Genomic DNA, 26638 nt, shown 5'->3' with positions numbered 1-26638 from the left:
GGCCCTGTTCAGCAGGGCTTTTCTTCGTCCCACGCAATCGCGCGCATCCGGCCTCGGCCGCTGGATGCCGATTGCTCCATTCCGCAAGGAGATCGTCATGCAACTCGCATCCCGCTTTGCCTCTCGTTCCCCGGTGCTGCGCGCCGACCATCCGCTGTCGGACGATCAGATTCGCACCGTGGCCCCGTCCATCTTCGCGGACACCCCGCACGAAAGCCGCTCCGAACGGTACAGCTACATCCCCACGGCGGCTGTGCTGACCGAACTGCGCAAGGAAGGCTTCCAGCCGTTCATGGTGTGCCAGACTCGCGTGCGACACGAGGATCGCCGCGACTACACCAAGCACATGCTGCGCCTTCGCCACGCCAGCCAGATCAACGGCGCCGAGGCGAACGAGATCATCCTGCTCAACTCGCACGACGGCAGCAGCAGCTACCAGATGCTCGCGGGCATGTTCAGATTCGCCTGCCACAACGGCCTGGTCTGCGGCGACACCTTTGCCGACGTGCGCGTGCCCCACAAGGGCAGCGTCACCGATCACGTGATCGAAGGCGCCTACGAGGTGCTGCACGGCTTCGAGCGCGTGCAGGATTCGCGCGACGCCATGCGGGTCATCACGCTGGACGACGGCGAGGCCGAGGTCTTCGCCAGATCGGCGCTGACCTTGAAGTACGACGATTCGGGCAAGGCCCTGCCCATCACGGAGACCCAGATCCTGCGGCCCCGTCGTCACGACGACAACCGCGCCGATCTGTGGTCGGTCTTCAACCGGGTCCAGGAGAACCTGGTCAAGGGCGGCCTGACCGGCCGTGCCGCCAGCGGGCGGCAGCAACGCACGCGACCCGTCCAGGGCATCGACCAGAACGTCCGGCTCAACCGGGCGCTGTGGCTGCTCGCGGATGGCCTGCGTCAGCTCAAAGCCTGACCCACAAGCGGATCGTGCCCATCGCGGCATGGTCCGCTTTTCTCTTGCTGGCGCTGTGCTGCCAGCGCACCACGTTCAATTTGGTTCGGTGCACCCCTAGTGCGGCAATTCGCTGCCGCCGCGAAAATTGAGGTCCGACTGCATACCTCCCTGGCTTTTCCTCACTGAGCCAAGCAGTCGTCTTTGCCGCCTCGGTGTTCCCGAGGCGGCTTTCTTTTGTGGCGGTCCTTCCGCCTTCCGCCATTGCAGGCGATGCGCCAAGGCAAACAGGGTTGCGCGCCGGGTCGGTTTTCCGCTCCTGCTGTCTGCGCAATTTGGCGCAGGCTATGGCCCATGTCCGTCGGCGCTGCCGACAACATGCCCAGGTAGCCCAGACCTTCAAGGCTACGGTGCGTTGCGACGCACGGTCTGATTCTTCGCCACGACGCTCACCGCGTTTTCTTCCATCCCCCTGGGGCAGTGACTGCCCTCGCGGGCGGTGCTGTCTCCGCTCACTTCGAGGGCATCACCATGCCTGCACCTTCTTCCTCCAAGACGCTCTATCGCATCGACGAATGCCCCGACCTGATGGCCGATGGCTGCGTCGGTGACGAGAACGGCAACCTGGTCTTCATCTCTGTCTGGGCGCGCGACACCGCCGTCCAGGAATTTCTGGCCCGCATCACCCTGGGCCGGGACGAACAGGGACTGGATCAGTTCCACGTCATCACCGAGCAGGGCGCGAGCATCCCGGTCTTCGTCGGCAACGCCGAGAACCTGGAAAAGCGCAGCGCGCGCGCCTATCGGCGCACGCTGTTCGGCTCGCTGACCAACATCTGGCTGTTCGATCGGCGCTGCGTCAAGCCCGACAAGGCCAACGCCAGCGCGCTGGCGCTCCTGCCTCGCGATTCCTCTCACCGGCTCGAACGGCTGTGGAAGCTGGTGCGGGATACCTGCCCGCTGCCGCTTCTCGATCCCTGGCGCGATGTCGTGCTGGACCTGCTGCAGGCGAAGTCGATGCTGACGCGCCTGCCGCTTGCCCTCGGGCCTCTGGAAGGCCATCGGCTCGCCATCGACGTGCCCGTGCTGACCCAGGTGCTGGGCGGCCTGATCCGCAGCGGGGCGCTCGTCGCCGACACGCCCGCCAGCCGCATCCTCTCGGCACGACCGCTCGAAGCGGTGGCTTGAGGTTCTCTCACCGGACATGCACGCCCCGCGTGTCCGCCCCCTTCAATTCATCTACTGCCAGGAGATTCCCATGGCCCTCATGTTCCCGCGGCTCGCCCGCAACTTCGTCAAGAACGGGTACTTCCCCACGGATGAACCCACGCTCGAAAGAGCACTCGCCGCACTGGCGCCCGCCGAATCATCGAACGGGCCGATGTGCATCCTCGATCCCTGCGCCGGCGAAGGCGTGGCGATCGCCGAAGCCGCACACGCCCTCGGGCGTGAGCAAGTCCAGGCCTTCGCCGTCGAGTACGACGCCGAGCGTGCACGCCATGCCCGGCAACTGGTCGATCGCTGCATCCACGGCGACCTGATGGACACGCTGATCAGCCGGCAGAGCTTCGGCCTGCTGTGGCTCAACCCGCCGTATGGCGACTTGTCCAAGGATGCCAACGGCAACGTCGGCTACCAGGGCCAGGGCCGCGCCCGGCTGGAAAAGCTGTTCTATCAGCGTGCGCTGCCGTTGCTGCAATACGGCGGCGTGCTGATCTACATCGTGCCGCACTACGTGCTCGATGCCGAGCTGGTCGGATGGCTGACCCGGCACTTCGCCGAACTGCGCATCTACCGCGCGGTGGACACGCAGTTCCGGCAGGTCGTGATCTTCGGTCGCCGGGTTCGCCAGCGCGACCAGGCATCGGATGCGGTCAAAGCCACGCGCGCGCTGCTGCTGCAGATAGGTCTTGGCGACGCCGAAGCGGAGGAACTGCCAGTCGAATGGCCGTTCCTGCCGTACACGGTGCCCGCCACCGCCGAGCCGGAGCACTTCTACCGCGTGACGATGGAGCCCGAGCAGTTCGCCGAGGAAGTCGGCCGGCTGCAAGGACTCTGGCCGACGCTCGACACGCACCTGGGTGCCGCGCAGCAGTCGCTGCGGCCTCCGGCGCGAGGGTTGTCGCATTGGCATCTCGCCTTGGCGCTCGCCGCGGGTGCGATCTCCGGCGTGGTGAAGTCCAAGACGGGCCGTGTGCTCGTCGTCAAGGGCGACACGCACAAGGAGAAGACCTTGCACACCGAGTACACCGAGCGCGACGACGGCACCGTGGCCGAAACGCGCATCCTGACCGACAGGTTCGTGCCGGTCATCCGCGCCTGGGACATGACACCGGGCTCGTTGACCTGCGGTGAGGTGCTGACCATCCGCTGATCGCTGTTCCCTGACGGTTCGCCGTCATTTCATCCACCACTCACCCACCCAACGGGGCCATGTCACCCCGCGGGGTGCCGTGGCCCTCTTTCATCCGAAGGAGAAACACCATGGCACTCGCAGTTCTCAACGTGGCGTCGCAAGCACGCTTTGCCCCCGGGCACCTGGTCATGACCTGCGGCATCGATGCGCTGGTCCAGCAAGGCCGGCTCAATCCGGCGCCGTACCTGTGCCGCCATCTCAGCGGCGATTGGGGCGACCTCGACGACAGCGACCGGCGGCAGAACGACGCCGCGCTGCGCTCCGGCGAGGATCGGCTGTTCTCGTCCTACCAGGTCGCGCCTGACCTGAAGCTTTGGATCATCACCGAATGGGATCGCAGCGTGACCACGCTGCTGCTGCCCAGCGAATACTGATCTTCATCCACCGCGGCCACGTGCCGTTCTTCTCTTCCCACACCGGGGCATGCCATCGCCCCGCAGGGGGAGGTGCATGCCCCATTTCATTGGAGCATCACCATGTCCCTCGATACCGAAGTTGTTCCCGCCGCCGATGGCACGTCCGTCCAGGGCGACCTGCTCGAAGCGGCTGCTTCTCCCTTGGCGATGAGCCTTCAGGACTTCGTTGCCGAATTCGGCGACGAGCTGCTGGATTCGCTCAACCGCGCCAACCCTCCCGTCTACACCGGCCAGGCCCGGCCGCATCGCCAGCTCGTGCTGGCAAGTCTCAAGCGCAAGCTGTTCGGCGCGCAAGCCGAGGTGGTGCATGCCGTCACCGAGCTGCTGGCCGACCGCGGCGAACGCGCCGCGATCGTCAATGGCGAGATGGGCTGCGGCAAGACCACCGTTGGCATCGCCACGGCGGCCGTGCTGCACGCCGAAGGCTATCGCCGCACGTTGGTCCTTTCGCCGCCGCACCTGGTCTACAAGTGGCGCCGAGAAATCCAGGAGACCGTGGCCGGAGCCAAGGTCTGGGTGCTCAATGGCCCGGACACCTTGGTCAAGCTCATCAAGCTGCGCGAGCAGTTGGGCGTGCCCGTGCGCGGCCAGGAGTTCTTCGTGCTCGGGCGTGTGCGGATGCGCATGGGTTTCCATTGGAAGCCCGTCTTCAACGTGCGGCGCACGCGGCACGGCGACGTGGGCGCATGCCCGGACTGCGGCCAGGTCATCACCAACCTCGACGGCGAGCCGATCAACCCGGTCGAACTCGAAGCCGAGGACTACCGCCGCCGGTGCAGCCATTGCGCCGCACCGCTGTGGACGCTGATGCGACCGCGGAGCTTGTCCGCAAGCGACCAGTCCACGGCGGTCTTCAAAGCCTTGCAGCGCATCCCGACCATCGGGGAAGTCACCGCGCAGAAGCTGATGAAGAAATTCGGCGACGGCTTCCTGGCCTCGATGCTGGGCGACAACATCCACGAGTTCATCAACCTCATGGATGCCAACGGCGAGCTGGTCTTCTCGGATCGTCAGGCGCACCGCATGGAGCGGGCGATGGCGAACATGGAGTTCGGCTTCGGCGAAGGCGGCTACCAGCCGTCCGAGTTCGTCAAACGCTACCTGCCGCAAGGCACGTTCGACCTGCTCATCGCCGACGAGGCGCACGAGTACAAGAACGGCGGCAGTGCCCAAGGCCAGGCCATGGGCGTGCTCGCAGCGAAGGCGCGCAAGACCTTGCTGCTCACCGGCACGCTGATGGGCGGCTATGGCGATGACCTGTTCCACCTGCTGTTCCGAGCCCTCCCAGGGCGAATGATCGAAGACGGCTACCGCCCGACCAAGAGCGGCAGCATGACTTCGGCCGCGATGGCGTTCATGCGCGATCACGGCATCCTCAAGGACATCTATTCCGAGAGCACGGGCGCGGCGCACAAGACCGCGAAGGGCACGAAGGTCAGTGTCAGAACGGTCAAGGCTCCCGGGTTCGGTCCCAAGGGCGTGCTGCGTTGCGTCCTGCCGTTCACAGTGTTCCTCAAGCTCAAGGACATCGGCGGCAATGTGCTGCCGTCCTACGACGAGGAGTTCCGCGAGGTGGCGATGGGCACGGCGCAAGCCACGGCCTATCGCGACCTGTCGAGCCGGCTGACCTCAGCGCTGAAGCAGGCGCTGGCGAAGCGCGACACGACGCTGCTCGGCGTGGTCCTCAACGTGCTGCTGGCCTGGCCGGATTGCTGCTTCCGGTCGGAGACGGTGGTGCATCCGCGCACGCGCCAGACCTTGGCTTTCGTTCCGGCTCAATTCAACGAGCTGGAGGTGATGCCCAAGGAGCGCGAGCTGATCGAGATCTGCAAGCAGGAGAAGGCTGCGGGTCGCAAGACGCTGGTCTATTCGGTCTACACCGGCACCCGCGACACCACGTCGCGCTTGAAGGTGCTGCTGGAGCAGGAAGGCTTCAAGGTGGCGGTGCTGCGCGCAAGCGTGGATGCCTCCCGCCGCGAGGACTGGATCGCCGAGCAGTTGGATCGCGGGATCGACGTGTTGGTCACGAATCCCGAGTTGGTCAAAACCGGCCTGGACCTGTTGGAGTTTCCGACGATCGTGTTCATGCAGTCGGGCTACAACGTCTACAGCCTGCAGCAGGCGGCCAGGCGCTCATGGCGCATCGGCCAGAAGCAGCCGGTTCGCGTGATCTACCTCGGCTACGCGGCTTCCTCGCAGATGACCTGCCTGGGGTTGATGGCCAAGAAGATCATGGTCTCGCAGAGCACGTCGGGAGACGTGCCCGAATCGGGACTGGATGTGCTGAACCAGGACGGTGATTCCGTCGAGGTGGCACTGGCCCGGCAACTCGTCGCGGCCTGATCCGCCAACCCACGCCGGCCGCCCTTCGGGGCGCCGGCTTTTTTTTCCTGCGCATCGAGGGCACGCCATGAAGTCGGGCGCATGCCAGTTCCCTTTGTTTGCTGCCCGAACGCTCTGCGGCGGCGATGGTGAGGGCTCCGTGTTCCAGGGAACTGCCCCATGCAACCACTCACCTGCGTCGCTCATCGCCTGGCCGTGCCTGTCATGCTGGCCGGCTGCGTGCTCATCGCCGGCTGCGCCGCGACGGGCGCGGCGAGCACCCCGGCTGCCCGCCAATCGCCTCCCGAGCCTGCGGTGTTTGCCAGGACCATCTCCCCGGAGCCCGAGCAAGGCCAGATCCCAGTGGCCCGCTACGGCCGCTACACGCTGGTCGAGATGGTGCCGGAACCCGCGCAGCGCGACCTGCTGCGACAGGTGATCGAGATTTCGATTCCGCCGACCTTCGACGCGAGCGTCGGCGATGCCCTGCGGCACGTGCTGCTGCGCACCGGCTACCGCCTTTGCGACGCGCCGGACGCTGCATCGCTGTTCACGTTGCCGCTGCCGGCGGCGCATCTGCGGCTCGGGCCGCTGCCGCTGCGCGAGGCCTTGCTGACGCTCGCCGGGCCGGCCTGGAAGTTGTCCGTCGATGACGCTGCGCGTGCGGTGTGCTTCACGCGCGTGACGAGCGCGCGTGCGCCGAGCGCAAACCCCATTCCTGCGGCTGCGGCGTCGAGTGCGCCGGCCGCTGAATCCGCCAACTCACAAGTGCCCCAGGAGGCCCAGCCATGACCATCCCGCAGCTTCCCGACGAGAACGCCGGCCGCGCGCGCTGGTTGAAGATCGCAGCGGCCGTCTGGCTGCTGCTCGTGAGCATCCTGGCCGTGGTCAACAGCGTGGGCCTGTCGCGCCTGACCGAGCAGAGCCAGGCCAGCGCCCAGGATGCGCACGTGCAGGCGCTCAATACGCGCGTCGCCGAACTCGAACAGCAAGCGGCGGCCTCGAAGAACCAGCCCAAGCCCGTCACCCAACCCGACTTCGAGGCCGCCCGCAAGACGCTGGACGAACGCCTGGCGCAGGTGGAGCAGGCCCAGGCGGGAGACGCCCATGCCGGTGACTTGCAAGCGCTGCAGGCGCGCGTGGGCGACATCGAAGCGCGCATGAAGAGAACCGCCGCGGCACCCCGGCGCACCGCCGAGCTGGCCAAGCCCAAGTTGCCCGAGCCTCCGTTCAACGTCGTGGGCGTGGAGCTGCGCGGCGGCGAGCGCTTCCTGTCGGTGACGGCACCCAAGGCCTCGTCGGTGCTGGACGTTTGGCTGCTGCGCGAAGGCGATGCCGTGGGCGCTTGGCATTTGCTGGCGATCGAGGCACGCGCCGCCGTGTTTCGCGTGGACGGCCAGGCCCAGCGCATCGCGCTGCCGTAGGAGCCGGATATGAAGCACGCTGCGATCTGCTTGGCCGCCTTCCTCGCTGTTGTCGCAGGCACGGCCTCGGCGCAGTCGGCGCCCGTCGCTTCCTCGCGCACCGTTCCGGCCCAGGTGCAGAACAGCAGCGACGCCGCGCTGGACGAGCGCCCGGCGCGCGATTGGGGCCTGCGCCCCGAAGAGTGGGCGCGCTACCGGCAACTGATGCAGGGGCCGCTGGGCATCTACTCCCCGAACCTCGATCCGCTGACGGCGCTGGGCATCGAGGCGCGCAGCGACGAGGAACGCAACCGCTATGCGGAACTGCAGGTGCAGGCGGAATCGAAGCGCGTGGGCAAGACGCTGGCGTACCAGCGGGCCTACGACGCGGCCTGGAAGCGGCTCTATCCGGGGCAGCAGCGCGTGAGCATGCCGGGCGCGAAGGCGCCGGGCGCCGGCAACCGGGGCTCGGGCCGGCTGGCTGTCTTCGTGAAAGCCGAGTGCCCGCCGTGCGACCAGCGCGTGCGCCAGTTGCAGGCGGCCGGCACCGCCTTCGACCTCTACATGGTCGGCAGCCGCCAGGAAGACGCCCGCATCCGCCAGTGGGCGACGCAGGCCGGCATCGATGCCGGCCGCGTGCGCTCGCGCACCATCACGCTCAACCATGACGCAGGGCGTTGGCTGTCGCTCGGCCTGCCTGGCGATCTGCCCGCCGTGGTGCGCGAGGTCAACGGCCAATGGCAGCGGCAATAACGGCAACGAGCTTGGCTCGCCGCGCCGGCCGCGCGGCACTGGCCCTGGTGCTCTGCGCCTGCACGGCCATCGCCTTCGGCCAGGAGGTGCCGCCACCCGCCTACCAGCTCGCCGCCCAGCAGGCGGGCGTGCCGTCGCCGGTGCTGTACGCGGTGGCGCTGCAGGAGAGCGGCGCACGGCTGCGCGGCCGTCTCATCCCCTGGCCGTGGACGCTCAACGTCGCCGGACGCGCCGAACGCTACGCCACACGGGCCGAGGCCTGCGCGGGCATCCGCCGGGCGCTCGCCCGCACGCCGGCCAACCGCATCGACGTCGGCCTCGGCCAGGTCAACCTCGGCTACCACGCGCACCGCTACGAGCATCCCTGCGATCTGCTCGACCCATACCGCAACCTCGCCATCGCCGTGGAAATCCTGCAGGAGCAGCACACGCCGGGCGAGGACTGGCTGGTTGCCATCGGCCGCTACCACCGGCCTGCGGGCGGAGCGCCAGCCGCCCGCTACCGCCGCAGCGTCCACCAGCACCTGACCCGCGTGCTCGGTCCGGGCGCTTCACTTCCTTCTGCCCGGAGCCCCATGCCATGAACCGCATCTTCCTTGCCGCGACTGCGGCGCTGCTGGCCGCCACCGCCGACGCGCAGGACCGCGCTCCCGCCACCAAGAACAGTTCCCCGCCGCTGATCGTGGTCGAGGACAAGGGTGGCGCCTCGGCGTTGCCGTACTACCGGGCCTTGAACCCGCAGGATGCGCAGCCCGGCCAGCCGGCCACGCCGCAACCGGCGCCGCGCATCGGCGGCCCGGCCGATGCCGAGGCGGCCATGCTGCCGGTGCGCTCGGTGCGTCTTTCACCGGGCGACGAGCCGCGCCGCGTGATCCGCGCGCCCGGCCTGACGCCGCTGTTCCTGGTCGGCGACGACGACCGTTCACGCGCCTGGCTCAAGCAACGGCGCGCGGACCTGCAGGCACTGCGCGCCGTGGGCCTGGTGGTCAACGTGGCGACGCCCGAAGCACTGGCCGCCTTGCGCCGCCTTGCGCCGAACTTGATGTTGTCGCCGGCCTCGGGCGACGAGCTGGCGCAGCGCCTGAGCATCCAGCACTACCCGGTGCTGATCACTGCGACCGGCATCGAGCCCTGATGTGACGTGAAGCGCACGCCATGGCCCAGTCCCAAGCCGTCGAAGTCTTGCTGCGGCCAGCGGTGGAGCTATACACCGTCGCGGTCTGTGCGGGCGCCGCGATTCTGTGCCTGGTGGCCCCGTGGTCGCTCGCGCTGAGCCCCTTGCTGGGCCTGGGCAGCGCGCTGGCCTTCCTCACCTTCGGCGCGCTGCGCTTCCACGACGCCTGGGCCATCCTGCGCTACCGGCGCAACATCCGGCGTCTGCCGCGCTACGTGATGACCAGCCGCGACATGCCGGTCAGCCAGCAGCGGCTCTTCGTCGGCCGGGGCTTTCGCTGGGACCAGCGTCACACGCACCGGCTGATGCAGACCTACCGGCCGGAGTTCCGCCGCTACGTCGAGCCGACCGTGACTTACCGGGCGGCGCGGCGCATGGAAGAGCGCCTGGAGTTCGCGCCGTACCCGCTCTCGAAACTGGCGAAGGCGCTGGCCTGGGACAGCCCGCTCAACCCGGCGCGTCCACTGCCACCGGTGGGCGGTATGCCTCGCCTGCACGGCATCGAGCCGCACGAGGTCGACGTGACGCTTCCGCTGGCCGAGCGTGTCGGTCATTCGCTCGTGCTCGGCACCACGCGCGTCGGCAAGACCCGCCTGGCCGAGCTGTTCATCACGCAGGACATCCGGCGCAAGGTCAATGGGCAGCACGAGGTCGTGATCGTCTTCGACCCCAAAGGCGACGCGGACCTCTTGAAGCGCATGTACGTGGAGGCCAAGCGCGCCGGGCGCGAAGGCGAGTTCTATGTCTTCCACCTCGGATGGCCGGATATCAGCGCCCGCTACAACGCGGTGGGGCGCTTCGGGCGCATCTCGGAAGTCGCCACGCGCATCGCGGGTCAGCTCTCCGGTGAAGGCAACAGCGCGGCGTTCCGCGAGTTCGCCTGGCGCTTCGTCAACATCATCGCGCGGGCCTTGGTGGAGTTGGGGCAGCGGCCCGACTACCTGCTGATCCAGCGACACGTCATCAACATCGATGCGCTGTTCATCGAGTACGCGCAGCACTACTTCGCCAAGAACGAGCCGAAGGCCTGGGAGGTCGTCGTCCAGCTCGAAGCCAAGCTGAACGACAAGAACATCCCTCGCAACATGATCGGGCGCGAGAAGCGCGTCATCGCGCTGGAGCAGTACCTGTCGCAGGTGCGCATCTACGACCCGGTGCTCGACGGCCTGCGCAGCGCGGTGCGCTACGACAGGACGTACTTCGACAAGATCGTTGCGTCGCTGTTGCCGCTGCTGGAGAAGCTGACCACGGGAAAGATCGCGCAGTTGCTCGCGCCGAACTACTCGGACCTGAGCGACCCGCGGCCGATCTTCGACTGGATGCAGATCATCAGGAAGCGGGCCATTGTCTATGTCGGGCTCGACGCGCTGTCCGATGCCGAGGTGGCGGCGGCTGTCGGCAACTCGATGTTCAGCGATCTCGTATCGGTGGCCGGCCACATCTACAAGTTCGGCATCGACGACGGCCTGCCGAGTGCCGCGACGGGCGTGAAGGTGCCGATCAACGTGCACGCCGACGAGTTCAACGAACTCATGGGCGACGAGTTCATCCCGATGGTCAACAAGGGCGGCGGTGCAGGCGTGCAGGTCACGGCCTACACGCAGACCCTCTCGGACATCGAGGCGCGCATCGGCAATCGTGCGAAGGCGAGCCAGGTGGTGGGCAACTTCAACAACCTGTTCATGCTGCGCGTGCGCGAGACCGCCACGGCCGAGTTGCTGACGCGGCAACTGCCCAAGGTCGAGGTCTACACGACGACGGTGATGAGCGGCGCCACCGACAGCTCCGATCCGACCGGCAACACTGCGTTCACGTCCAACACGCAGGACCGCATCAGCAGCAACAGCGTGCCGCTGATCGAACCGGCGCACGTCGTCGGCCTGCCCAAGGGGCAGTGCTTCGCGCTGATCGAGGGGGGCCACCTGTGGAAGGTGCGCATGCCCTTGCCAGCGCCCGACCCCGACGAGACCATGCCCAAGGATCTGCAGGAACTGGCCGGCTACATGCGGCAGCACTACGTCGAGGCCGGTGACTGGTGGGATAACAAGGGTCTCCCTGGCTTGCAAGACCAGGCGCTGCCCGACGATCTGCTGGCGGACTTCAAGCAGATGGCGAGCATGGACGAAGGGACCATGGCATGAGCGACCCTGCCGTCGCCGTCCAACGCCAGCAGGTTCGCCAGCAGGGCCTGATCGCGGGGCTGGTGACGCTGCCGTTTCGGCTGTTCGGTGTGTTGATCGGCTCGCTCCTGCTGTGCATCGTGATCGAGTGTCTCGGCATGCACTTCCTCTGGCCCGAGCAGGGCTGGCGTCATGCCCAGGGCATGCTGAACTATGAGGTATCGCAGGTCTCGGAACATTTCACGCAAAGCGTGCTGGTGCAGGAGCCGGGGCGCAGTGCGCGCCAGCTCATCGAGTGGGCCTACCAAGGGCTGTTCGTGAAGACCGGGCTGTTGGACTGGATACGCGACGCCGCGGCGCAATCACGCGCCGGTGCGCACAGCCAGGTGCGGGACTTCCGCTACTACATCGCGCAGCTCTACGTGCACGTCGAGAGCTACCTGATCGCCTCGGCCTACACCGTGCTGGTGTTCCTCGTGCGGCTCCTGGTGCTGATCCTGACCTTGCCGCTGTTCCTGATGGCCGCGTTCACCGGCCTGGTCGACGGCCTGGTGCGCCGTGACGTGCGCGGCTTCGGCGCCGGGCGCGAATCGGGATTTGTCTACCACCGGGCCAGGGCCAGCCTGATGCCGCTGGCGGTGCTGCCCTGGGTCACCTACCTCGCGCTGCCGGTCAGCGTGCATCCGCTGCTGATCCTGCTGCCCAGCGCGGCGCTGCTCGGCGTGGCCGTGTGTATCGCGTCGGCGACCTTCAAGAAGTACCTGTAGCCGCATCGGCCTTCGCCGCGGAAAGCGGTGGTTGGCCGGTTCCGATTGATTGCGGCGCCGGAAGACTGGCCGTTTGAGCATCGAGCCATCCGCATCCCTCGGAGAACGGCTCGATGGAAACCACTCGCAATCCCGCGCAGGTTCGGCGCTTTGCCGTCGCGATGCGCCTTGCCGCGCTTGTGCTTGCCGCTGCCGGATTGCAGCCCGCCATCGCCGCCGACGCCTCCGACGACGCCGCGGAACGCGAGATGCTCGCCGCAGTGACGCGCCAGCTCGAACTGCTGGACCGCTTCGCCGAGCACGCCGCTGCCACCGCGCCGCAGGGGCGTACTCGCTACCACTTCGACTACGCGCGGCTGCGTGCCGACCTGGAGCGCGTGCGCGCCGGCGTGCGCGACTACCTCGTTCCGCAACGCGCCCAGCCGCGTGATCCCGTGCCGCTGGCCGGCGACTACACGCGCAGCAACGCGACCCCCGACAAGGAGGCGCCGTCACCATGACGCCTTCCTCCGACCAGGTTGCCGCCTTCACGGCCAACGGAGGCTTTGCGCCCGGGGCCGTCTCCGCCGTCGTGCTCGGTTTCGTCTTCGCCGTCCTGCTGCTGTGGGGCGTGTGGGCGATGCGCACCGCCTATGTCGGCTGGGCCGAGCACCACCTGACCCAACGCCAGTTCCTCGGCGTCATCGTGCGCTTCGTCGCGATGTACCTGGTGCTGGGTTTTTTCCTCCTGTCCTGACCCCATGAAAGGTGTATCGCCATGAACGCTTCCCCGACTCTTCACCGTCTCGCTGCACGGCCTGCGCGCATCGCTGCGCTGCTCATCCCGCTGGGCATTGCCGCCATGCCGTCGCAGTCGTTCGCCGCTCTTCCCACGCTGGAAGATCCGTCGCGCGGCACCGGCAGCGGCATCATGCAGACGCTGCAGAACTATGGCTACGACATCGTGCTGCTGATTGCGCTGCTCGTCGTGGCCTCGATGTTCGTGGGCGTCTGCTACCACGCTTACACCCGCTACGCCGAGATTCACACCGGCCGCGCGACGTGGGGCCAGTTCGGGCTGACCGTGGCAGTGGGCGCGATCTTGTTGGTTGTCGGTATCTGGTTGCTGACCAAGGCCACCGGCGTCCTGTAAGGACCGGCAACGATGGCCGGCGCCCTGGAGAGCCCGTCGCGCGATGGGCTCGTGACCTTCTTGCCGCATCGCCTCAACCGCCATCCGGTGGTCGTGCGCGGGCTCACGGCCGACGAGCTGTGGGTCTGCGCCGGCCTGTCCGGTGCGGCCGGCCTCGTGGCCGGCGTGCCGCTGGCCTGGCTCACGCACAGCATCGCGATGGTGCCCACGCTGATCGTCGCCGGCATCGGTATCGGCGTCTTCGTGGGCGGTGGCCTGCTGCGGCGGTGGAAGCGCGGCCGGCCCGACACCTGGCTGTACCGCCAGCTCCAGTGGCGCCTCGTGCTGCGCTACCCCGCGCTGGCAGCGCATGCGGGCGGGGGCCAGCTCATCACCCGTTCGGGCTGGTGGTCCACGCGGCGCCTGCGGCCCAACCCGTCCCTGCGTCGAGGTACAGCATGAGCCGATTCAAGAACGAGGTCGCACACCTGCAGGCGCACGTGAAAACCTTGCGTCTGGCCGGCGCCGCGCTGTTCGTCATGGCGTTGCTGCTCGGCTTCGGATGGTGGAGCGCACCCAAGAGCCTCACCATCCACGTGCCGCCCGACCTGCGCTCGGGCAGCACCCGTAAGTGGTGGGACGTGCCGCCGGAGAGCGTCTACGCCTTCACCTTCTACATCTGGCAGCAGGCCCAACGCTGGCCGACCAACGGCGAGCAGGACTACCCGCGCAACCTGCATGCGCTGTCGGCCTACTTCACGCCGAGCTGCCGCGCCTTCCTGCAGCAGGACTTCGAGTTTCGGCGCAGCAACGGCGAACTGCGCCAGCGCGTGCGCGGCATCTACGAGATTCCCGGCCGTGGTTACGGCGACGACCCGGCCGCGCGCGTGCAAACCGTGTCGACCAACAACTGGGTCGTCACGCTGGACGTGAGCGCGGACGAGTACCTGGGCGCCGAGCAGGTCAAGCGCGCGCTCGTGCGCTATGCACTCAAGGTCGTGCGCATGGACGTGGACCCCGAGCGCAACCCGTTCGGCCTGGCGCTGGACTGCCATGCGCGCGCGCCGGAACGCATCGAAACCCCGCCGCCCCCGGCACCGCCCGGCAGGGCCGCGAGCGCCGGCTCCAACTTGCAGGGAGACACCCCATGAAGCCCTTCGTGATGCGCCCGTTCGCTGCGGCCCTGGCCGGCCTGCTGCTGTGCCTGGCCCTCGTGCCTGCGGCCCATGCCATCGAAATCCTGCGCTGGGAGCGGCTGCCGCTCGCGGTGCCGCTGGTGGTCGGCCAGGAGCGCGTGGTGTTCATCGAGCGCAACGTCCGCATCGGCGTGCCGGCAGGCGTCGGCGAGCAGTTGCGCGTGCAGAGCGCCGGTGGGGCGATCTACCTGCGCGCCAATGCGCCGATCGCGCCCACGCGACTGCAACTGCAGGACGTGGAGTCGGGCGCGCTGATCCTGCTGGACATCGCGGCCGAGCCGGCGAAGGCGGGCCAGCCTGCGCTCGAACCAGTTCGCATCGTCGAGAGCGATGTACCGACCACCCGCTACGGCGAGCCGGCCAAGCCGGCTGCGACGACGGACGACGATGCGCAGCGCACAGCAGTCACTGCGAAGCGCGCCACGCCGGTGGCCGTCGTGCTCACGCGCTATGCGGCGCAGAACCTCTATGCGCCGCTGCGCACCGTGGAACCCGTCCCCGGCATCGGCCGCGTCAACCTGCGGCGCACTCTGGAGCTTTCGACCTTGCTGCCCACGCTGCCGGTGCGTGCGCAGGCGCTGGCCGCATGGCGGCTCGAAGACCAGTGGGTGACGGCCGTGAAGCTCACCAACACCTCCGGTCGCTGGCTCGACCTGGACCCACGCGCATTGCAGGGCGACTTCCTCGCCGCGACCTTCCAGCACCCGAACCTGGCGCCGGCCGGACGCGCCGCCGACATGACGGTGGTCTACCTCGTTACCCGTGGCCACGGCCTGGCCGAGTCGCTGCTGCCCAAGCTCTCACCGATCGACGCGACGGTGAACCTGCCGCCGGCAGCGGCGGCCGGCCAGGCCGAAGGAGGTGCCCGCCATGAAAAGTAACCCCCTCCTCAAATGGCTGCTGATCCCGATGGCGCTGGTGCTGCTGTTCGTCGGCATCAAGCTGTTCTCCGGTGATCGTGGCGCCAAGCCCGCGCCCGCCAGCGCCGCCAACTCGCTCACGCCCGAGGAGATGAAGGCGCTGGGCATCGAGGGCGACACGCCGCGCGATACCGTCGCGACGCTGGTGGCCCAGGTCAAGCAGTTGCGCAACGAGCTGCAGACGGCGCTCAACGACAACAAGAACCAGAAGACCGAGAACGAGCGCATGCGCGCGCGGGAAAGCGCGATCGACCAACGCATCCAGTCCGCGCTGGACGGCGAGCGTGGCCGCCTACAGCAGGACCGCGAGCAACTCTCCAGCGACCGCCAGCAGACCCAGGGCCTGCTGCAAGACCTGCAGCGGCGCCTGGATGGCCTCTCCGGCAAAGGCGGCCAGGCCGACCTTCCGGTGGGCCTCGGTCTGGAAGAAGGCGACGGCAAGGGCTTCGGCGGCACCCAGGGGGGTGCCGCGCGCAGCGCCAATGGCACGCGCTGGGTGGAGCCCGACGACGCGAAGCCCTCGGCGAAGAACGGCGGCAGCGGTGGCCTGAACTTCCCGACGAGCTTCGGGCCGGCGCAGAAGACGCTCTCCGACACGGCCGACAGCGTGGCAAGCACCGTGGCGGACGCCGGCAGCCGCACCGTGGGCGCGTCGGCCAAGCCGGTCTACACGGTGCCGTCGAACTCGACGCTGATGGGCTCGATCGCGATGACCGCGCTGATCGGCCGCGTGCCGATCGACGGCACGGTCAATGACCCGTATCCGTTCAAGGTGCTGATTGGGCCGGACAACCTGACCGCCAACGGCATCGACATTCCCGACGTGGCCGGTGCGGTGGTCAGCGGCACGGCCTCCGGCGATTGGACGCTTTCCTGCGTGCGCGGCCAGATTCGCTCGGTGACGTTCGTCTTCAACGACGGGACGGTGCGCACCATGCCGGAGGACGGCAACCGGAACCAGAACGGCAGCGGGTCGGGCAGCAGCGCCAACAGCACCACGCACGGCGGCCTGGGCTGGATCAGCGACCCCTACGGCATTCCTTGCGTCAGCGGTGAACGGCGCAGCAACGCGCAGCAGTACCTGGGCTCGCAGGCCCTCATCACGGCGGCTGGGGCCGGCGCGGCGTCACTGATCAAGTCGGACAACGGCAGCGTGGCCGTGGTCGCCAACAACAACGGCTCGCTCGGCACGGTGGGTATCAGCGGCAACGAGGCGATGGGCCGCATCTTGGCCGGTGGCGTGCGCGACATGGCTGATTGGGTCAACAAGCTCTACGGCCAGGCCTTCGCCGCGGTCTACGTGCGCCCCGGCGCCAAGGTCGCCGTGCACCTGGAGCAGCCGCTCAACATCGACTACGACGCTAAGGGGCGTCGGGTCAATCACCGCATCGGAGGCAAGCATGCGTCGGATTTGGATTGAATCGGTCGCGGTCCTGTGCGCGGTCGGAGTGCTGGGCGGCTGCGCCACTAGCAAGGACAAGCTGCTACCGCACGGCGATTACACGATGCTCGATGTGTGGACCCAGGAGACGGGCGGCAGCGCCGGTGGCGGACAAGCTGCCCGGCAACTGCTCGACGCGCGCCAGGACCTGCGCCGGGCGCTGAGCGAGGCCGATACGCAGGCAGCGCCTGCCGCCGCTGCCGCCTACACGCGCACCGCGGCCAACGAGATCTACCGCCAGTTCCACCGACTGCCGAACCCGGACCTGGTGATGTACGTGTTCCCGCACCTGGCCGGCAGCGATCCGGTGCCCGTGCCCGGCTACACCACCGTCTTTCCCTTGTACCAGCGGGTGCAGTACGCCATGCCTGGCGAGCGCCTGGAGGACTACTGATGGCCTGGACCTTGCCCTGGCCGCGCAAGGCCCTCGCATTGGCTGGCTCTGACCCGCAGGGCGAGGATGCCTGGTCGCGGCACGTGACGACGCTCGCAGCGCACGGCATCCCGGAGCCAGGCAAAGCAGCAGCCGACCGGCCGCGTCGTCCGGCCACCGAGGCGGATATGCAGGCCCTCTATGGCGTGTCACCGTCCTTCGCCGATCTGCTCCCGTGGGTGGAGTATCTGCCGGGTTCCAAGAGCATGCTGCTGGAAGACGGCCAGTCGGTCGCGGGCTTCTTCGAGCTGGCGCCGGTGGGCACCGAGGGCCGCGAGATGGCCTGGCTGTGGCAGGCACGCGATGCGTTGGAGAACGCGCTGCAGGACTCTTTCGACGAACTCGACGAGAACCCCTGGGTGGTGCAGCTCTATGCCCAGGACGAATCGACCTGGGACAACTACCTGCGCGGGCTGGCGGACTATGTGAGGCCGCGCGCCCAGGGCAGTGCCTTCACGGACTTCTACCTGCGGTTCTTCGGGCATCACCTGCGCGCCATCTCCAAGCCCGGCGGGCTGTTCGAGGACACGACGGTGACGCGCCTGCCGTGGCGCGGCCAGGTCCGGCGTGTGCGCATGGTGGTCTACCGGCGCGCGAACGCGGCGACCGCATCGCGGCGCGGCCAGTCGCCCGAGCAGGCGCTGACGACGATCTGCGACCGGCTCGCCGGGGGTCTCGCCAATGCGGGCGTGAAGTCCCGCCGCATGGCGGCGGCCGACATCCACGACTGGCTGCTGCGCTGGTTCAACCCACACCCGACGCCGCTCGGCCCCAGCGCCGACGACCGCGAGCGCTTCTATGCGCTCACGCGCTATCCCGAGGAAGCCGAAGACGGCGAAATCGAGCTGGAGATGGAGCTTGCAAGTGGCGACTTCGCGCAGCGCCTGTTCTTCGGCCAGCCGCGCTCGGACGTGGCGAACGGCACCTGGCTCTTCGACGGCATGCCGCACCGGGTCATCGTGATGGACCGGCTGCGCATGCCGCCCGCCACCGGCCATGTCACCGGCGAGACTCGCAAGGGCGGCGATGCGGTCAATGCGCTGTTCGACCAGATGCCCGAGGACACGGTGATGTGCCTGACGGTCGTCGCGACGCCGCAGGACGTGCTCGAAGCGCACCTGAACCACCTGAGCAAGAAGTCGGTCGGCGAGACGCTCGCCTCGGAGCAGACGCGCCGCGACGTGCAAGAAGCGCGTGGTCTGATCGGTAGCGCGCACAAGCTCTACCGCGGTGCGCTGGCCTTCTACCTGCGCGGGCGCGACCTCGCGCAGCTCGACGCCCGCGGCCTGCAACTGGTCAACGTGATGCTCAACGCGGGCCTGCAGCCCGTGCGCGAGGAGGACGAGGTGGCGCCGCTCAACAGCTACCTGCGCTCGCTTCCCTGCGTGTTCGATCCAGCCTCCGACAAGCGCCAGTGGTACACGCAACTGATGTTCGCGCAGCATGCCGCGAACCTCGCGCCGGTGTGGGGCCGTAGCCAGGGCACGGGGCATCCGGGCATCACGTTCTTCAACCGTGGCGGCGGGCCGATCACCTTCGATCCGCTGAACCGACTCGACCGGCAGATGAACGCGCATCTCTTCCTGTTCGGCCCCACCGGCTCGGGCAAGAGCGCGACGCTCAACAACATCCTCAACCAGGTCACGGCGATCTACCGGCCGCGCCTGTTCATCGTGGAGGCCGGCAACAGCTTCGGCTTGTTCGGCGACTTCGCCACGCGGCTGGGCCTCAAGGTGCATCGCGTGAAGCTCGCGCCCGGCGCAGGCGTCAGCCTCGCGCCATTTGCGGATGCGCACCGGCTGGTCGATACGCCGAGCCAGGTGCAGACGCTGGATGCCGATGCGCTGGACGAGGACCAGGAGCCCGCAGCGCAGGCGGCAAGCCGCAGTGAGGAAGTGGACGAGCAGCGCGACGTGCTCGGCGAACTGGAGATCACCGCGCGGCTGATGATCACCGGCGGCGAGGACAAGGAAGAAGCGCGCATGACGCGTGCCGACCGCAGCCTGATCCGCCAGTGCATCCTCGACGCCGCCCAGCGTTGCGTGGCCGAACGGCGCACGGCGCTGACGCGGGACGTGCGCGATGCGCTGCGCGAGCGCGCCCGCGACACGTCGCTGCCCGAGGGGCGACGCGCGCGGCTGCTGGAGATGGCGGACGCGATGGATATGTTCTGCCAGGGCGTGGACGGCGAGATGTTCGACCGGCCCGGCACGCCGTGGCCCGAGGCCGACATCACCATCGTGGACCTCGCCGCCTTCGCGCGCGAGGGCTACAACGCGCAGCTTTCCATCGCCTACATCTCGCTGATCAACACGGTCAACAACATCGCCGAGCGCGATCAATTCCTGGGCCGCCCGATCATCAACGTGACGGACGAAGGCCACATCATCACGAAGAATCCGCTGCTCGCGCCCTACGTCGTGAAGATCACGAAGATGTGGCGCAAGCTCGGCGCCTGGTACTGGCTGGCGACGCAGAACATCGACGACCTGCCCAAGGCCGCCGAGCCCATGTTGAACATGATCGAGTGGTGGATCTGCCTGTCGATGCCACCGGACGAGGTGGAGAAGATCGCGCGCTTCCGCGAGCTGAATCCGGCACAGAAGGCGCTGATGCTGTCGGCCCGCAAAGAGGCGGGCAAGTTCACCGAGGGCGTGATCCTCTCCAAGAGCATGGAAGTGCTGTTCCGCGCGGTGCCGCCCAGCCTCTACCTGGCACTGGCTCAGACCGAGCCGGAAGAGAAGGCGGAACGCTTTCAGTTGATGCAGCAGTACGGCATCGGCGAGCTGGATGCCGCTTTCAGGATCGCCGAGAAGATCGATCGCGCCCGCGGCATCGCGTCGCTGGCGCTCGATGCGCTGGCGTGAGGGAGAACACCATGCAGGTCGCTCGCTTCATTCCATCCCGCTCCGTCGCATTGGTCGCTGTGCTGCTCGTCGTCGCGCTGATCGCGGCGGCCTGGCTCGGCACGCAGCCGCAGGCGCCGATCGCCAAAGACGCTTCGACGTCGGCCGAGTTCAACCCGACGCCCACGCCGGCGCCCACATCCACGGCCGGCCCGCCTTGGCGCTATGGCCGCGACGATGCACGCTTTACGGTGGTGGAGTACGCCGACCTCGAATGTCCGTTCTGCCGGGCGTACTTCGCAGTGCTCAAGCAGTGGATCGATGCTCACCCCGAGGTGAACTGGCAGTGGCACCACCTGCCGCTGACGACGCACGAGCCGGCCGCGACTGCCAACGCGCGCCTGGTCGAATGCGTCGGCGAGGCTGGCGGCCGAGCCGCGTTCTGGCAAGCAGTCGAATGGGTCTACGCGCACACGCGCGGCGACGGCCAGGGCCTCCCCGAGGATCTAGGTTATCCCGGCATCACGCAGGCCGCCCAGCAGTGCCTCGACAGCGACCACCCCGACGCGCTGATTCGCGCGCAGTCGGCGAGCGCGGCGCAGGAGGGCATCAAGGTCACGCCCACGCTGCGCCTGCAGGACCGCCAGTCCGGCAAGACGCTGGTGCTGCATGGCCCGGTCGAAGGCGATGCGCTGTTGTCGGCCATCGACCTGCTGGCAGCCGGCGGCACCACCGAGACCGCATCGAAGGAAATGCCTGCCGAGTCTCTCGGCGACATGCCCAGGTAGCCCCCGATCTTCAAGGGCTACGACGCGGCCCTGGCCGCGCTGATCATCCCGTTCGCCTTGCATCCCTCGACGCGAACAGCCGTCGCGCTGCGGTGGTGGATGCCCGTTCTTCCTTCGCTTGTTGTTCATCCCACGCGGGTCGCCCACGCCCGCAGGGGCTGCATGCGCTCCCGCAACTCTTCTTTGGAGACTGCCATGCAACCCAAGACCCATGTTGTCGACGGCGTGACCTTCGTGGCCACGCCTTACCGCGCCGGAACCCTCATCCGCGAGGATGTGTTCTGGCGTCAATTCACGGTCACCTGCCAGGGCTACGTCGGGTATCCCGAAGACGATCCGATCTACGGCACCTACTGGATGCCCTCCGTCCTCGAACTCGGCCAACGCGGCCTGATCGAGGACGCGATGGCGCTGGCCCTTGCCTGCGTGTCCGAAGACGAGTTCGACTTGAACTCGGACACCGACGCCGTGGGCTTCCGGCCGGAACTGATCCTCGTGCGCGATTCCCTAGATCGCCTCGTCCTCACCGGGCAGGTGTGGGGCGCGGGCATCCGCTGGTCCGAACCCATCACGTCGAACGAGGAAGCGGCCGCCGTTGCCAATCAGGTCGATGACCTGAGTGGCGAAGCTTCCTACGAAGCCGGCTGGGACAACTACAGCACGGCCGAAGGCCTGCGCCTGCGTGCCCGCGTACTCGCCGGCCGGCTGGTCGATCCGTTTTGGCAGGCCCATGCCCGCCGAGCCATTCAGGCTGTAGTGGCTGCGGTTGCCTGATCCCCACGGGAGCTTCGGCTCCCGTTCTTCTTCCTTGCACTGGTTGCGAAAGCGGGGGGTACGCGGTGCGCATTCCTTGTCGCAGCGGACATGCCTTCGGCGTTCGACTAGAGGCCTTGCTCTCATCCCCAGGACGCCCGCCATGACGGCTCCCTTGTTCAGTTCCATTCCGCGATTGCGGATCACGCGCATCGCGTGCGCGGGAGGCCTGCTGCTGTGTCTGCTCGGCCAGACCGCATCGGCCGCCGACGTGCTGGTCGTGACCGACAGCCGGCATCCGCTGCAGTCCGCTGGCGGCGCCCGCGTGATCGAGCTGGACCTGCCCGAGCGCATCGAGGCCGAGCTGGCGGCCGGTCTGCCAAACGACCCCAGCCGCGCGGCCGCGCTCGTGCAGCAGCGCCTGCGCGATGGCGGCCAGGCCTTGCAACGACGCATCGGCAGCGCCTACCAGGGTGTCGCCGATGCCTGGGGCCTGGGCATCGTCAAGGTGCCCGCCGTGGTGGCCGATCGCCGCTACGTGGTTTACGGCGACCCCGACGTGACACGCGCCTTGGCTCGCATCGAAGCCCATCGGAGGACGCAGCCATGAATCGTCTGTTGTCGGCGCACTCACGCCGGGCACGCCTCGCCATCGCTTCGGTGTTGTTGAGCGCCGCCGCTTCGAGCTTCGCGCTGAACACGGCGACAATCGTGTCTTCGACTCTATCGCCCGATTGCCTGGAATACCGCGTCGTCGGCATCTGCTACTGGCTGTTCTGCACGTGGACGGGCTGCACCGTGCGCACATCGGTGAAGGTGCGGCATTACGTGCCGGACGCGGTGGTGTCGAGCTATTCGAATACCGGAGAGAACCCGTGGGTCGAAGTGCGTGCGATGAGCACGCCCAACTCCACGGCGCAGGCGGGTGGCGATGGCACAACCAATCACGACAACGAAAACAACCTCGCCAAGTTCAAGAATGCCGATGTGATCGGCCATCCCGGCGGCTCGGTACTCAGCCAGTTCGCGAGCGCCTCCGGCTACGCCTGTCAAGGAGCCGGCACGGCTTTCATGCCGTATCTGCTGAGCACCCTGGACACGCTGGCCTGGCGCTACAACGTGCCGGAGATGGTGTATCCCGAGGCGCTCATCCCCGGCATGCGCGAGATCGGCGGACGCACCACGCTGAACCTGTGGGGGAACGTCTATCCCCGCGGCGGCTTCCTGCATCAGACTGACGACTACAAGAGCGGCGCCATCGTCGCGCAGCGCGCGGGCGACGTCGTGACCCGGCGCATGCAGCCGCACGTCTATCAGCCGTTGCTCGCGAGTTCGAGCGACGGCTACTGGCCGGCCGGCGCGCTGGTGGAAAGCGACGCCTCCACCGGCAAATGGCAGGAGCTGACGCCGACCCTCTCCAATTCCTGCGCGGTCTTCCCGCACTCCAACACGCGCGTGCAAGCCCAACAGGGCGACTACGCCTGGGCGCTGTGGCGGCCCTACGCCTGCTGTGAGCGCCGCGGCCAGGTCTTCCTCGGCAGCGTCGATTTCCTCTGAGGTGTGCCCATGAAAACGTCTCTCTCCCGTCTCGCGCAATGCGCCAAGCTGTACATGCTCAGCATCGCACTCGCCTGCGCCTTCACGGCAGCGGTAGGCGTCGCGTGGGCGCAGACCCGCATCGACCCAAGCGGAGTGAGCGTGAACGGTAACGTCATCGGCGACGATGTGCTCTACAGCATCGGTGGCGGCCGGGCCGTGTCCATGAGCGGTGCCGGGAACATGCAAAGCATCGGCGTGGGAATCGGCTGGAACAGCAACCTGATCTGCGGAAACATGAGCATCACGACCACGCTGCAGAACCAGCTCAACGGCATCACCAACGGCTTCCAGTCGATCATGAGCACCGTGATCCAGAACGCCACCAGTGCCGTGGCATCCCTGCCAGCGTTGATCATCCAGCGCGCCGATCCGGGTCTCTACAACCTGCTCACCAACGGCGTTCTGCAGGCACGCCTGGACTTCGACCGCTCGAAGATGACCTGCCGGGCCATCGCCAATCGGATGGCGGACATGGCGGGTGGTCAGGCCGGCTGGGATCAGCTCGCCGAGGGCATGGCGTTGCGCGATGCGGTCAGCGGAAACGATGCCGTATCTGCCATCGAACAGGCTGAGTCGAACAGGGGCAACAACGGCGTGCCCTGGGTTGGCGGTAACAACGCGGGCGGTTCGGGGCAGGACTCGATCAAGGTGGTGGGCGACGTGACCCGCGCGGGCTACAACCTGCTCAATGGCCGCAGCGTCACGGACACTTCGTCGATCCCACGCGCTTCCTGCGGCAACCGGTTGACCTGCCAGACCTGGACATCGCCCGATGCCGCCGCGGCCTTTGCGACCCGTGTGCTGGGCGAGCGCGAGCAGCGCACCTGCGAAAGCTGCACGAAGACGCAGACCACGCCCGGCGTGGGGCTGACGCCGGTGATCCAGGAGGAGTACGAGACCAAGCTGCAAGCGCTACAGGATCTGGTGACGCGTGCGAAGCCGACGACGGTGGCCAATCTGGAAGCGGCCGGCAGCAACTCGCTGCCGATCACCCGCGGCGTGATCGAGGCCCTGCGCGACGAGCCCGATCAGGACCTGTTGGGCAAGCGCCTGGCCTCGGAGGCGGCGCTGTCCAGCGTGCTGGAGAAGGCCTTGCTGTTGCAGCGCACGCTGCTGACCGGCAAGCAGGAGCCCAACGTCGCCGCCAACGAGCTGGCCGCTAAGGCGGTCGACCAGGAAAACGGCACGCTGGAGCAGGAGATCAACAACCTCAAGACCGAACTCGAACTGCGGCGCGAGCTGGCCGGGAACTCCGCGATGGCAATCATTCAACGGCACAGCACGAGGGCCGGCGGATCGCGCGGTATCTTCGAGGGTGACACGACCCGCGACCGGCTCAAGGAAGTGCAGAAGCCGAGGGGCACGCCATGACCGTCAGGAGCTGGCTGCGGCCAGCGTGGCTGTTCAACCGCCGCGTCGGCATGGCATTGCTGTGGGCGCTGTTGATCGCGGGCGTTGCCGTGGTCGTGAACGTCGTCGGCATTGGCATCGTCGGCAGCATCGACGACTGGGAGCACTGGCTGCGCGCGCACTCGACGCACTTCCTTATCTGGCGGCTGCTTGTCTATACGGCGACGGCCTATGGCTGGTGGTGGATGCGCCGCCGCTTGCTCGAGCGCGAGCCCTCGGCCGAGTCTCATCAACGCCTGCGGCGCGTCGAGATCGCGGCCGTCGTCACCATCGCGTTGCTCGAGGCCAGTCAACTGCTGCGCGCAAGCTGAGCCACGGAGAACGTCATGACCCTCTACACGGCGGACTATCTGGAGTATTACCTGACCCTGGTTGGGTGGATCGTCAACAACGGCATCTGGAACATCCTGGTGGCCAGCGGCATGTTCGCGCTGCCGTTCGTTGCCATCGTGATCCATGAGTGGCTGCGGGCGCGGGCGGAAGGCGCGGACGAGGGCAACAAGGGCGTGCTGTCCTCGATGCGCATCGAGAACCGCGTTTGGGTGGCGATCGTTGTCATCATGTTCGCCGGCATTCCCTTCATTCCGGTCGACCTGAGCACGATCAAATTCGACACTACGCGCTCTGCACAGTGCCAGGTCAGCGTTCCGCAACCTGCCGACACGGGCTGGTCCAACGTCTACACCGCGCTCAACAATCAGAGCGCGCTGGTGCCGGTGTGGTGGTTCTTCATGCACGCCATTTCGAAGGCCGTCACCGGAGCTGCGGTGGCAGCCATCCCCTGCGGAACCGATCTGCGTCAGATCCGCATGGACGTGGACGCCACACGCATCAACGACCCGGTGCTCGCGCAGGAGGTCGCGGACTTCGTGCACGACTGCTACGGCCCGTCGCGCGCCAAGCTGTTCATGGACCGCCCGACGCTCTCCGACGATCAGATGAACGACGTGACCTGGATCGGTTCGAGCTACTTCCAGGGCACGGCGGGGTTCTACGACACTTACCACTCCAGCACGCCGCGCACGGCCTGGCCCTACGATGCAACACGCGATGCGGGGCTGGCTCAGGTGGATAGCGGCGGCGGCTATCCCACCTGCCAGCAGTGGTGGTCGGATGGCAGCAACGGCCTGCGTGCCCGGCTGCTGGCTCAGGTCGATCCCGATCTGTTATCGCGCATCGGCCATTGGGCCGGCTTTCTGTCGCAGAACGAGGTGAACGACTCGGTGATTCGCGCCGTGGTCTCGCCGCAGCAACAGAAGATGAACCAGGGCGCCGTCTATACCGACTACGGCGGTCAGATCGATAAGACGCTGCCCAACGTCGTGGCGCGGGGGGCCGGCGATCTTGGGATGACGGTCGGTTCGCTGGGATTCTTTCCGGCCATGGATGTGGTTCGCCAGGCGCTGCCTATGGTGCTGTCGCTGCTCAAGATGGCACTCGTCATCTGCATCCCGCTAGTGCTGCTCTTCGGAACCTACGAGTTGAAGGCCTTGGTCGCGGTGAGCTGCGTGGAGTTCGCGCTGTTCTTCGTGGACTTCTGGTTCCAGCTCGCGCGCTGGCTCGACAGCACGATTCTCGATGCGCTCTATGGCTGGGGATTCGGCGCAAACCGGCCACATAGCAACTTCGACCCGCTGATCGGGCTGAACAACGCCTTTGGCGACATGCTGCTGAACTTTGTCATGGCGACGATGTTCATCGTGCTGCCGGGGTTTTGGGTGGCTGCACTAGGGTGGGTTGGTGTACGGGCTGGCAATGTGCTGAACGGCCTCACCGTCGCGACCGGTGACGCCAAGTCGGCCGGAGGAAGCGGTTCACGCCTTGCGATTTCTGCAGCCAAGGGTTCAGGAAAGTAGCTGCAACTCT

At 67.4% G+C, this 26638-nt stretch carries 28 protein-coding genes; all 28 read left to right on the top strand.

All coding sequences use genetic code 11. The features are described 5' to 3' along the window. Positions 1-97 precede the first annotated feature (97 nt). The 28 genes from HT579_15460 to HT579_15325 all read left to right on the top strand — a co-directional run bounded on the left by HT579_15460 (position 98) and on the right by HT579_15325 (position 26628). Positions 98-925: a DUF945 domain-containing protein gene (locus HT579_15460; GenBank protein ID QKS30199.1), complete on the top strand. Its 828-nt coding sequence runs from the start codon at positions 98-100 to the stop codon at positions 923-925. A gap of 510 nt (positions 926-1435) precedes the next feature. Next, entirely contained in the window at positions 1436-2092 is a 657-nt protein-coding gene (locus HT579_15455) for a hypothetical protein (GenBank protein ID QKS30198.1), read from the top strand. A gap of 70 nt (positions 2093-2162) precedes the next feature. Further along, positions 2163-3278, top strand: a complete 1116-nt coding sequence (locus HT579_15450) for an SAM-dependent methyltransferase (GenBank protein QKS30197.1) — start codon at positions 2163-2165, stop codon at positions 3276-3278. A gap of 110 nt (positions 3279-3388) precedes the next feature. After that, a complete protein-coding gene (locus HT579_15445) occupies positions 3389-3694 on the top strand; it encodes a hypothetical protein (protein ID QKS30196.1) in 306 nt (101 codons plus the stop codon). Between the two features lie 102 nt (positions 3695-3796). Continuing rightward, entirely contained in the window at positions 3797-6079 is a 2283-nt protein-coding gene (locus tag HT579_15440) for a DEAD/DEAH box helicase (GenBank protein ID QKS30195.1), read from the top strand. A 159-nt stretch (positions 6080-6238) separates the two neighbouring features. After that, on the top strand, positions 6239-6850 hold the full coding sequence (locus HT579_15435; GenBank protein ID QKS30194.1) for a pilus assembly protein PilL: 612 nt from the start codon (positions 6239-6241) through the stop codon (positions 6848-6850). Further along, positions 6847-7482 (top strand): hypothetical protein, encoded by a 636-nt coding sequence (locus tag HT579_15430; protein ID QKS30193.1) that lies wholly within the window; start codon positions 6847-6849, stop codon positions 7480-7482. Before HT579_15435 ends, HT579_15430 begins: the two co-directional genes overlap by 4 nt. A gap of 9 nt (positions 7483-7491) precedes the next feature. Next, on the top strand, positions 7492-8214 hold the full coding sequence (locus HT579_15425; protein QKS30192.1) for a TIGR03759 family integrating conjugative element protein: 723 nt from the start codon (positions 7492-7494) through the stop codon (positions 8212-8214). Beyond that, on the top strand, positions 8199-8798 hold the full coding sequence (locus HT579_15420; protein QKS30191.1) for a transglycosylase SLT domain-containing protein: 600 nt from the start codon (positions 8199-8201) through the stop codon (positions 8796-8798). The genes HT579_15425 and HT579_15420 overlap by 16 nt, the downstream gene beginning before the upstream one ends. Beyond that, positions 8795-9349 carry an integrating conjugative element protein gene (locus tag HT579_15415; protein QKS30190.1) on the top strand — a complete coding sequence of 185 codons (555 nt, stop codon included), beginning with the start codon at positions 8795-8797 and terminating at the stop codon, positions 9347-9349. The genes HT579_15420 and HT579_15415 overlap by 4 nt, the downstream gene beginning before the upstream one ends. A gap of 20 nt (positions 9350-9369) precedes the next feature. Beyond that, complete coding sequence (gene traD, locus HT579_15410; protein ID QKS30189.1) at positions 9370-11529, top strand: type IV conjugative transfer system coupling protein TraD; 2160 nt, start codon at positions 9370-9372, stop codon at positions 11527-11529. Further along, complete coding sequence (locus tag HT579_15405) at positions 11526-12275, top strand: TIGR03747 family integrating conjugative element membrane protein (protein ID QKS30188.1); 750 nt, start codon at positions 11526-11528, stop codon at positions 12273-12275. Before traD ends, HT579_15405 begins: the two co-directional genes overlap by 4 nt. A gap of 113 nt (positions 12276-12388) precedes the next feature. Further along, positions 12389-12775 carry a conjugal transfer protein gene (locus HT579_15400; protein ID QKS30187.1) on the top strand — a complete coding sequence of 129 codons (387 nt, stop codon included), beginning with the start codon at positions 12389-12391 and terminating at the stop codon, positions 12773-12775. Then, positions 12772-13011 carry a TIGR03758 family integrating conjugative element protein gene (locus HT579_15395; GenBank protein ID QKS30186.1) on the top strand — a complete coding sequence of 80 codons (240 nt, stop codon included), beginning with the start codon at positions 12772-12774 and terminating at the stop codon, positions 13009-13011. Before HT579_15400 ends, HT579_15395 begins: the two co-directional genes overlap by 4 nt. A 21-nt stretch (positions 13012-13032) precedes the next feature. Further along, positions 13033-13407 (top strand): TIGR03745 family integrating conjugative element membrane protein, encoded by a 375-nt coding sequence (locus HT579_15390; protein QKS30185.1) that lies wholly within the window; start codon positions 13033-13035, stop codon positions 13405-13407. Between the two features lie 12 nt (positions 13408-13419). Next, a complete protein-coding gene (locus HT579_15385; protein ID QKS30184.1) occupies positions 13420-13848 on the top strand; it encodes a TIGR03750 family conjugal transfer protein in 429 nt (142 codons plus the stop codon). Continuing rightward, entirely contained in the window at positions 13845-14537 is a 693-nt protein-coding gene (locus HT579_15380) for a TIGR03746 family integrating conjugative element protein (GenBank protein ID QKS30183.1), read from the top strand. Before HT579_15385 ends, HT579_15380 begins: the two co-directional genes overlap by 4 nt. An 11-nt stretch (positions 14538-14548) precedes the next feature. Further along, positions 14549-15463 (top strand): TIGR03749 family integrating conjugative element protein, encoded by a 915-nt coding sequence (locus tag HT579_15375; GenBank protein ID QKS31661.1) that lies wholly within the window; start codon positions 14549-14551, stop codon positions 15461-15463. After that, a complete protein-coding gene (locus tag HT579_15370) occupies positions 15453-16922 on the top strand; it encodes a TIGR03752 family integrating conjugative element protein (protein QKS30182.1) in 1470 nt (489 codons plus the stop codon). Before HT579_15375 ends, HT579_15370 begins: the two co-directional genes overlap by 11 nt. Continuing rightward, positions 16903-17337, top strand: coding sequence for a TIGR03751 family conjugal transfer lipoprotein (locus HT579_15365; GenBank protein ID QKS30181.1), 435 nt, complete (start codon positions 16903-16905; stop codon positions 17335-17337). Before HT579_15370 ends, HT579_15365 begins: the two co-directional genes overlap by 20 nt. Beyond that, complete coding sequence (locus HT579_15360; protein ID QKS30180.1) at positions 17337-20243, top strand: conjugative transfer ATPase; 2907 nt, start codon at positions 17337-17339, stop codon at positions 20241-20243. The genes HT579_15365 and HT579_15360 overlap by 1 nt, the downstream gene beginning before the upstream one ends. 11 nt (positions 20244-20254) lie before the next feature. Then, positions 20255-21010 (top strand): thioredoxin domain-containing protein, encoded by a 756-nt coding sequence (locus HT579_15355; protein QKS30179.1) that lies wholly within the window; start codon positions 20255-20257, stop codon positions 21008-21010. A gap of 195 nt (positions 21011-21205) precedes the next feature. Further along, positions 21206-21784, top strand: coding sequence for a hypothetical protein (locus tag HT579_15350; protein QKS30178.1), 579 nt, complete (start codon positions 21206-21208; stop codon positions 21782-21784). A 142-nt stretch (positions 21785-21926) separates the two neighbouring features. After that, the gene (locus HT579_15345) at positions 21927-22373 is read left to right on the top strand and encodes a TIGR03757 family integrating conjugative element protein (protein ID QKS30177.1); all 447 of its coding nucleotides are present in this window, start codon (positions 21927-21929) and stop codon (positions 22371-22373) included. Further along, positions 22370-23320 (top strand): TIGR03756 family integrating conjugative element protein, encoded by a 951-nt coding sequence (locus HT579_15340; GenBank protein QKS30176.1) that lies wholly within the window; start codon positions 22370-22372, stop codon positions 23318-23320. Before HT579_15345 ends, HT579_15340 begins: the two co-directional genes overlap by 4 nt. Positions 23321-23329: 9 nt before the next feature. Then, positions 23330-24733 carry an integrating conjugative element protein gene (locus HT579_15335; protein ID QKS31660.1) on the top strand — a complete coding sequence of 468 codons (1404 nt, stop codon included), beginning with the start codon at positions 23330-23332 and terminating at the stop codon, positions 24731-24733. Further along, the gene (locus tag HT579_15330) at positions 24730-25083 is read left to right on the top strand and encodes a hypothetical protein (GenBank protein QKS30175.1); all 354 of its coding nucleotides are present in this window, start codon (positions 24730-24732) and stop codon (positions 25081-25083) included. The genes HT579_15335 and HT579_15330 overlap by 4 nt, the downstream gene beginning before the upstream one ends. A 15-nt stretch (positions 25084-25098) precedes the next feature. After that, the gene (locus HT579_15325; GenBank protein QKS30174.1) at positions 25099-26628 is read left to right on the top strand and encodes a conjugal transfer protein TraG N-terminal domain-containing protein; all 1530 of its coding nucleotides are present in this window, start codon (positions 25099-25101) and stop codon (positions 26626-26628) included. Positions 26629-26638 lie beyond the last annotated feature (10 nt).

This window comes from Candidatus Accumulibacter similis, assembly GCA_013347225.1.
GTDB classification, from domain to species: domain Bacteria; phylum Pseudomonadota; class Gammaproteobacteria; order Burkholderiales; family Rhodocyclaceae; genus Accumulibacter; species Accumulibacter similis.
This window is presented reverse-complemented; position numbering and strand designations above follow the sequence as displayed.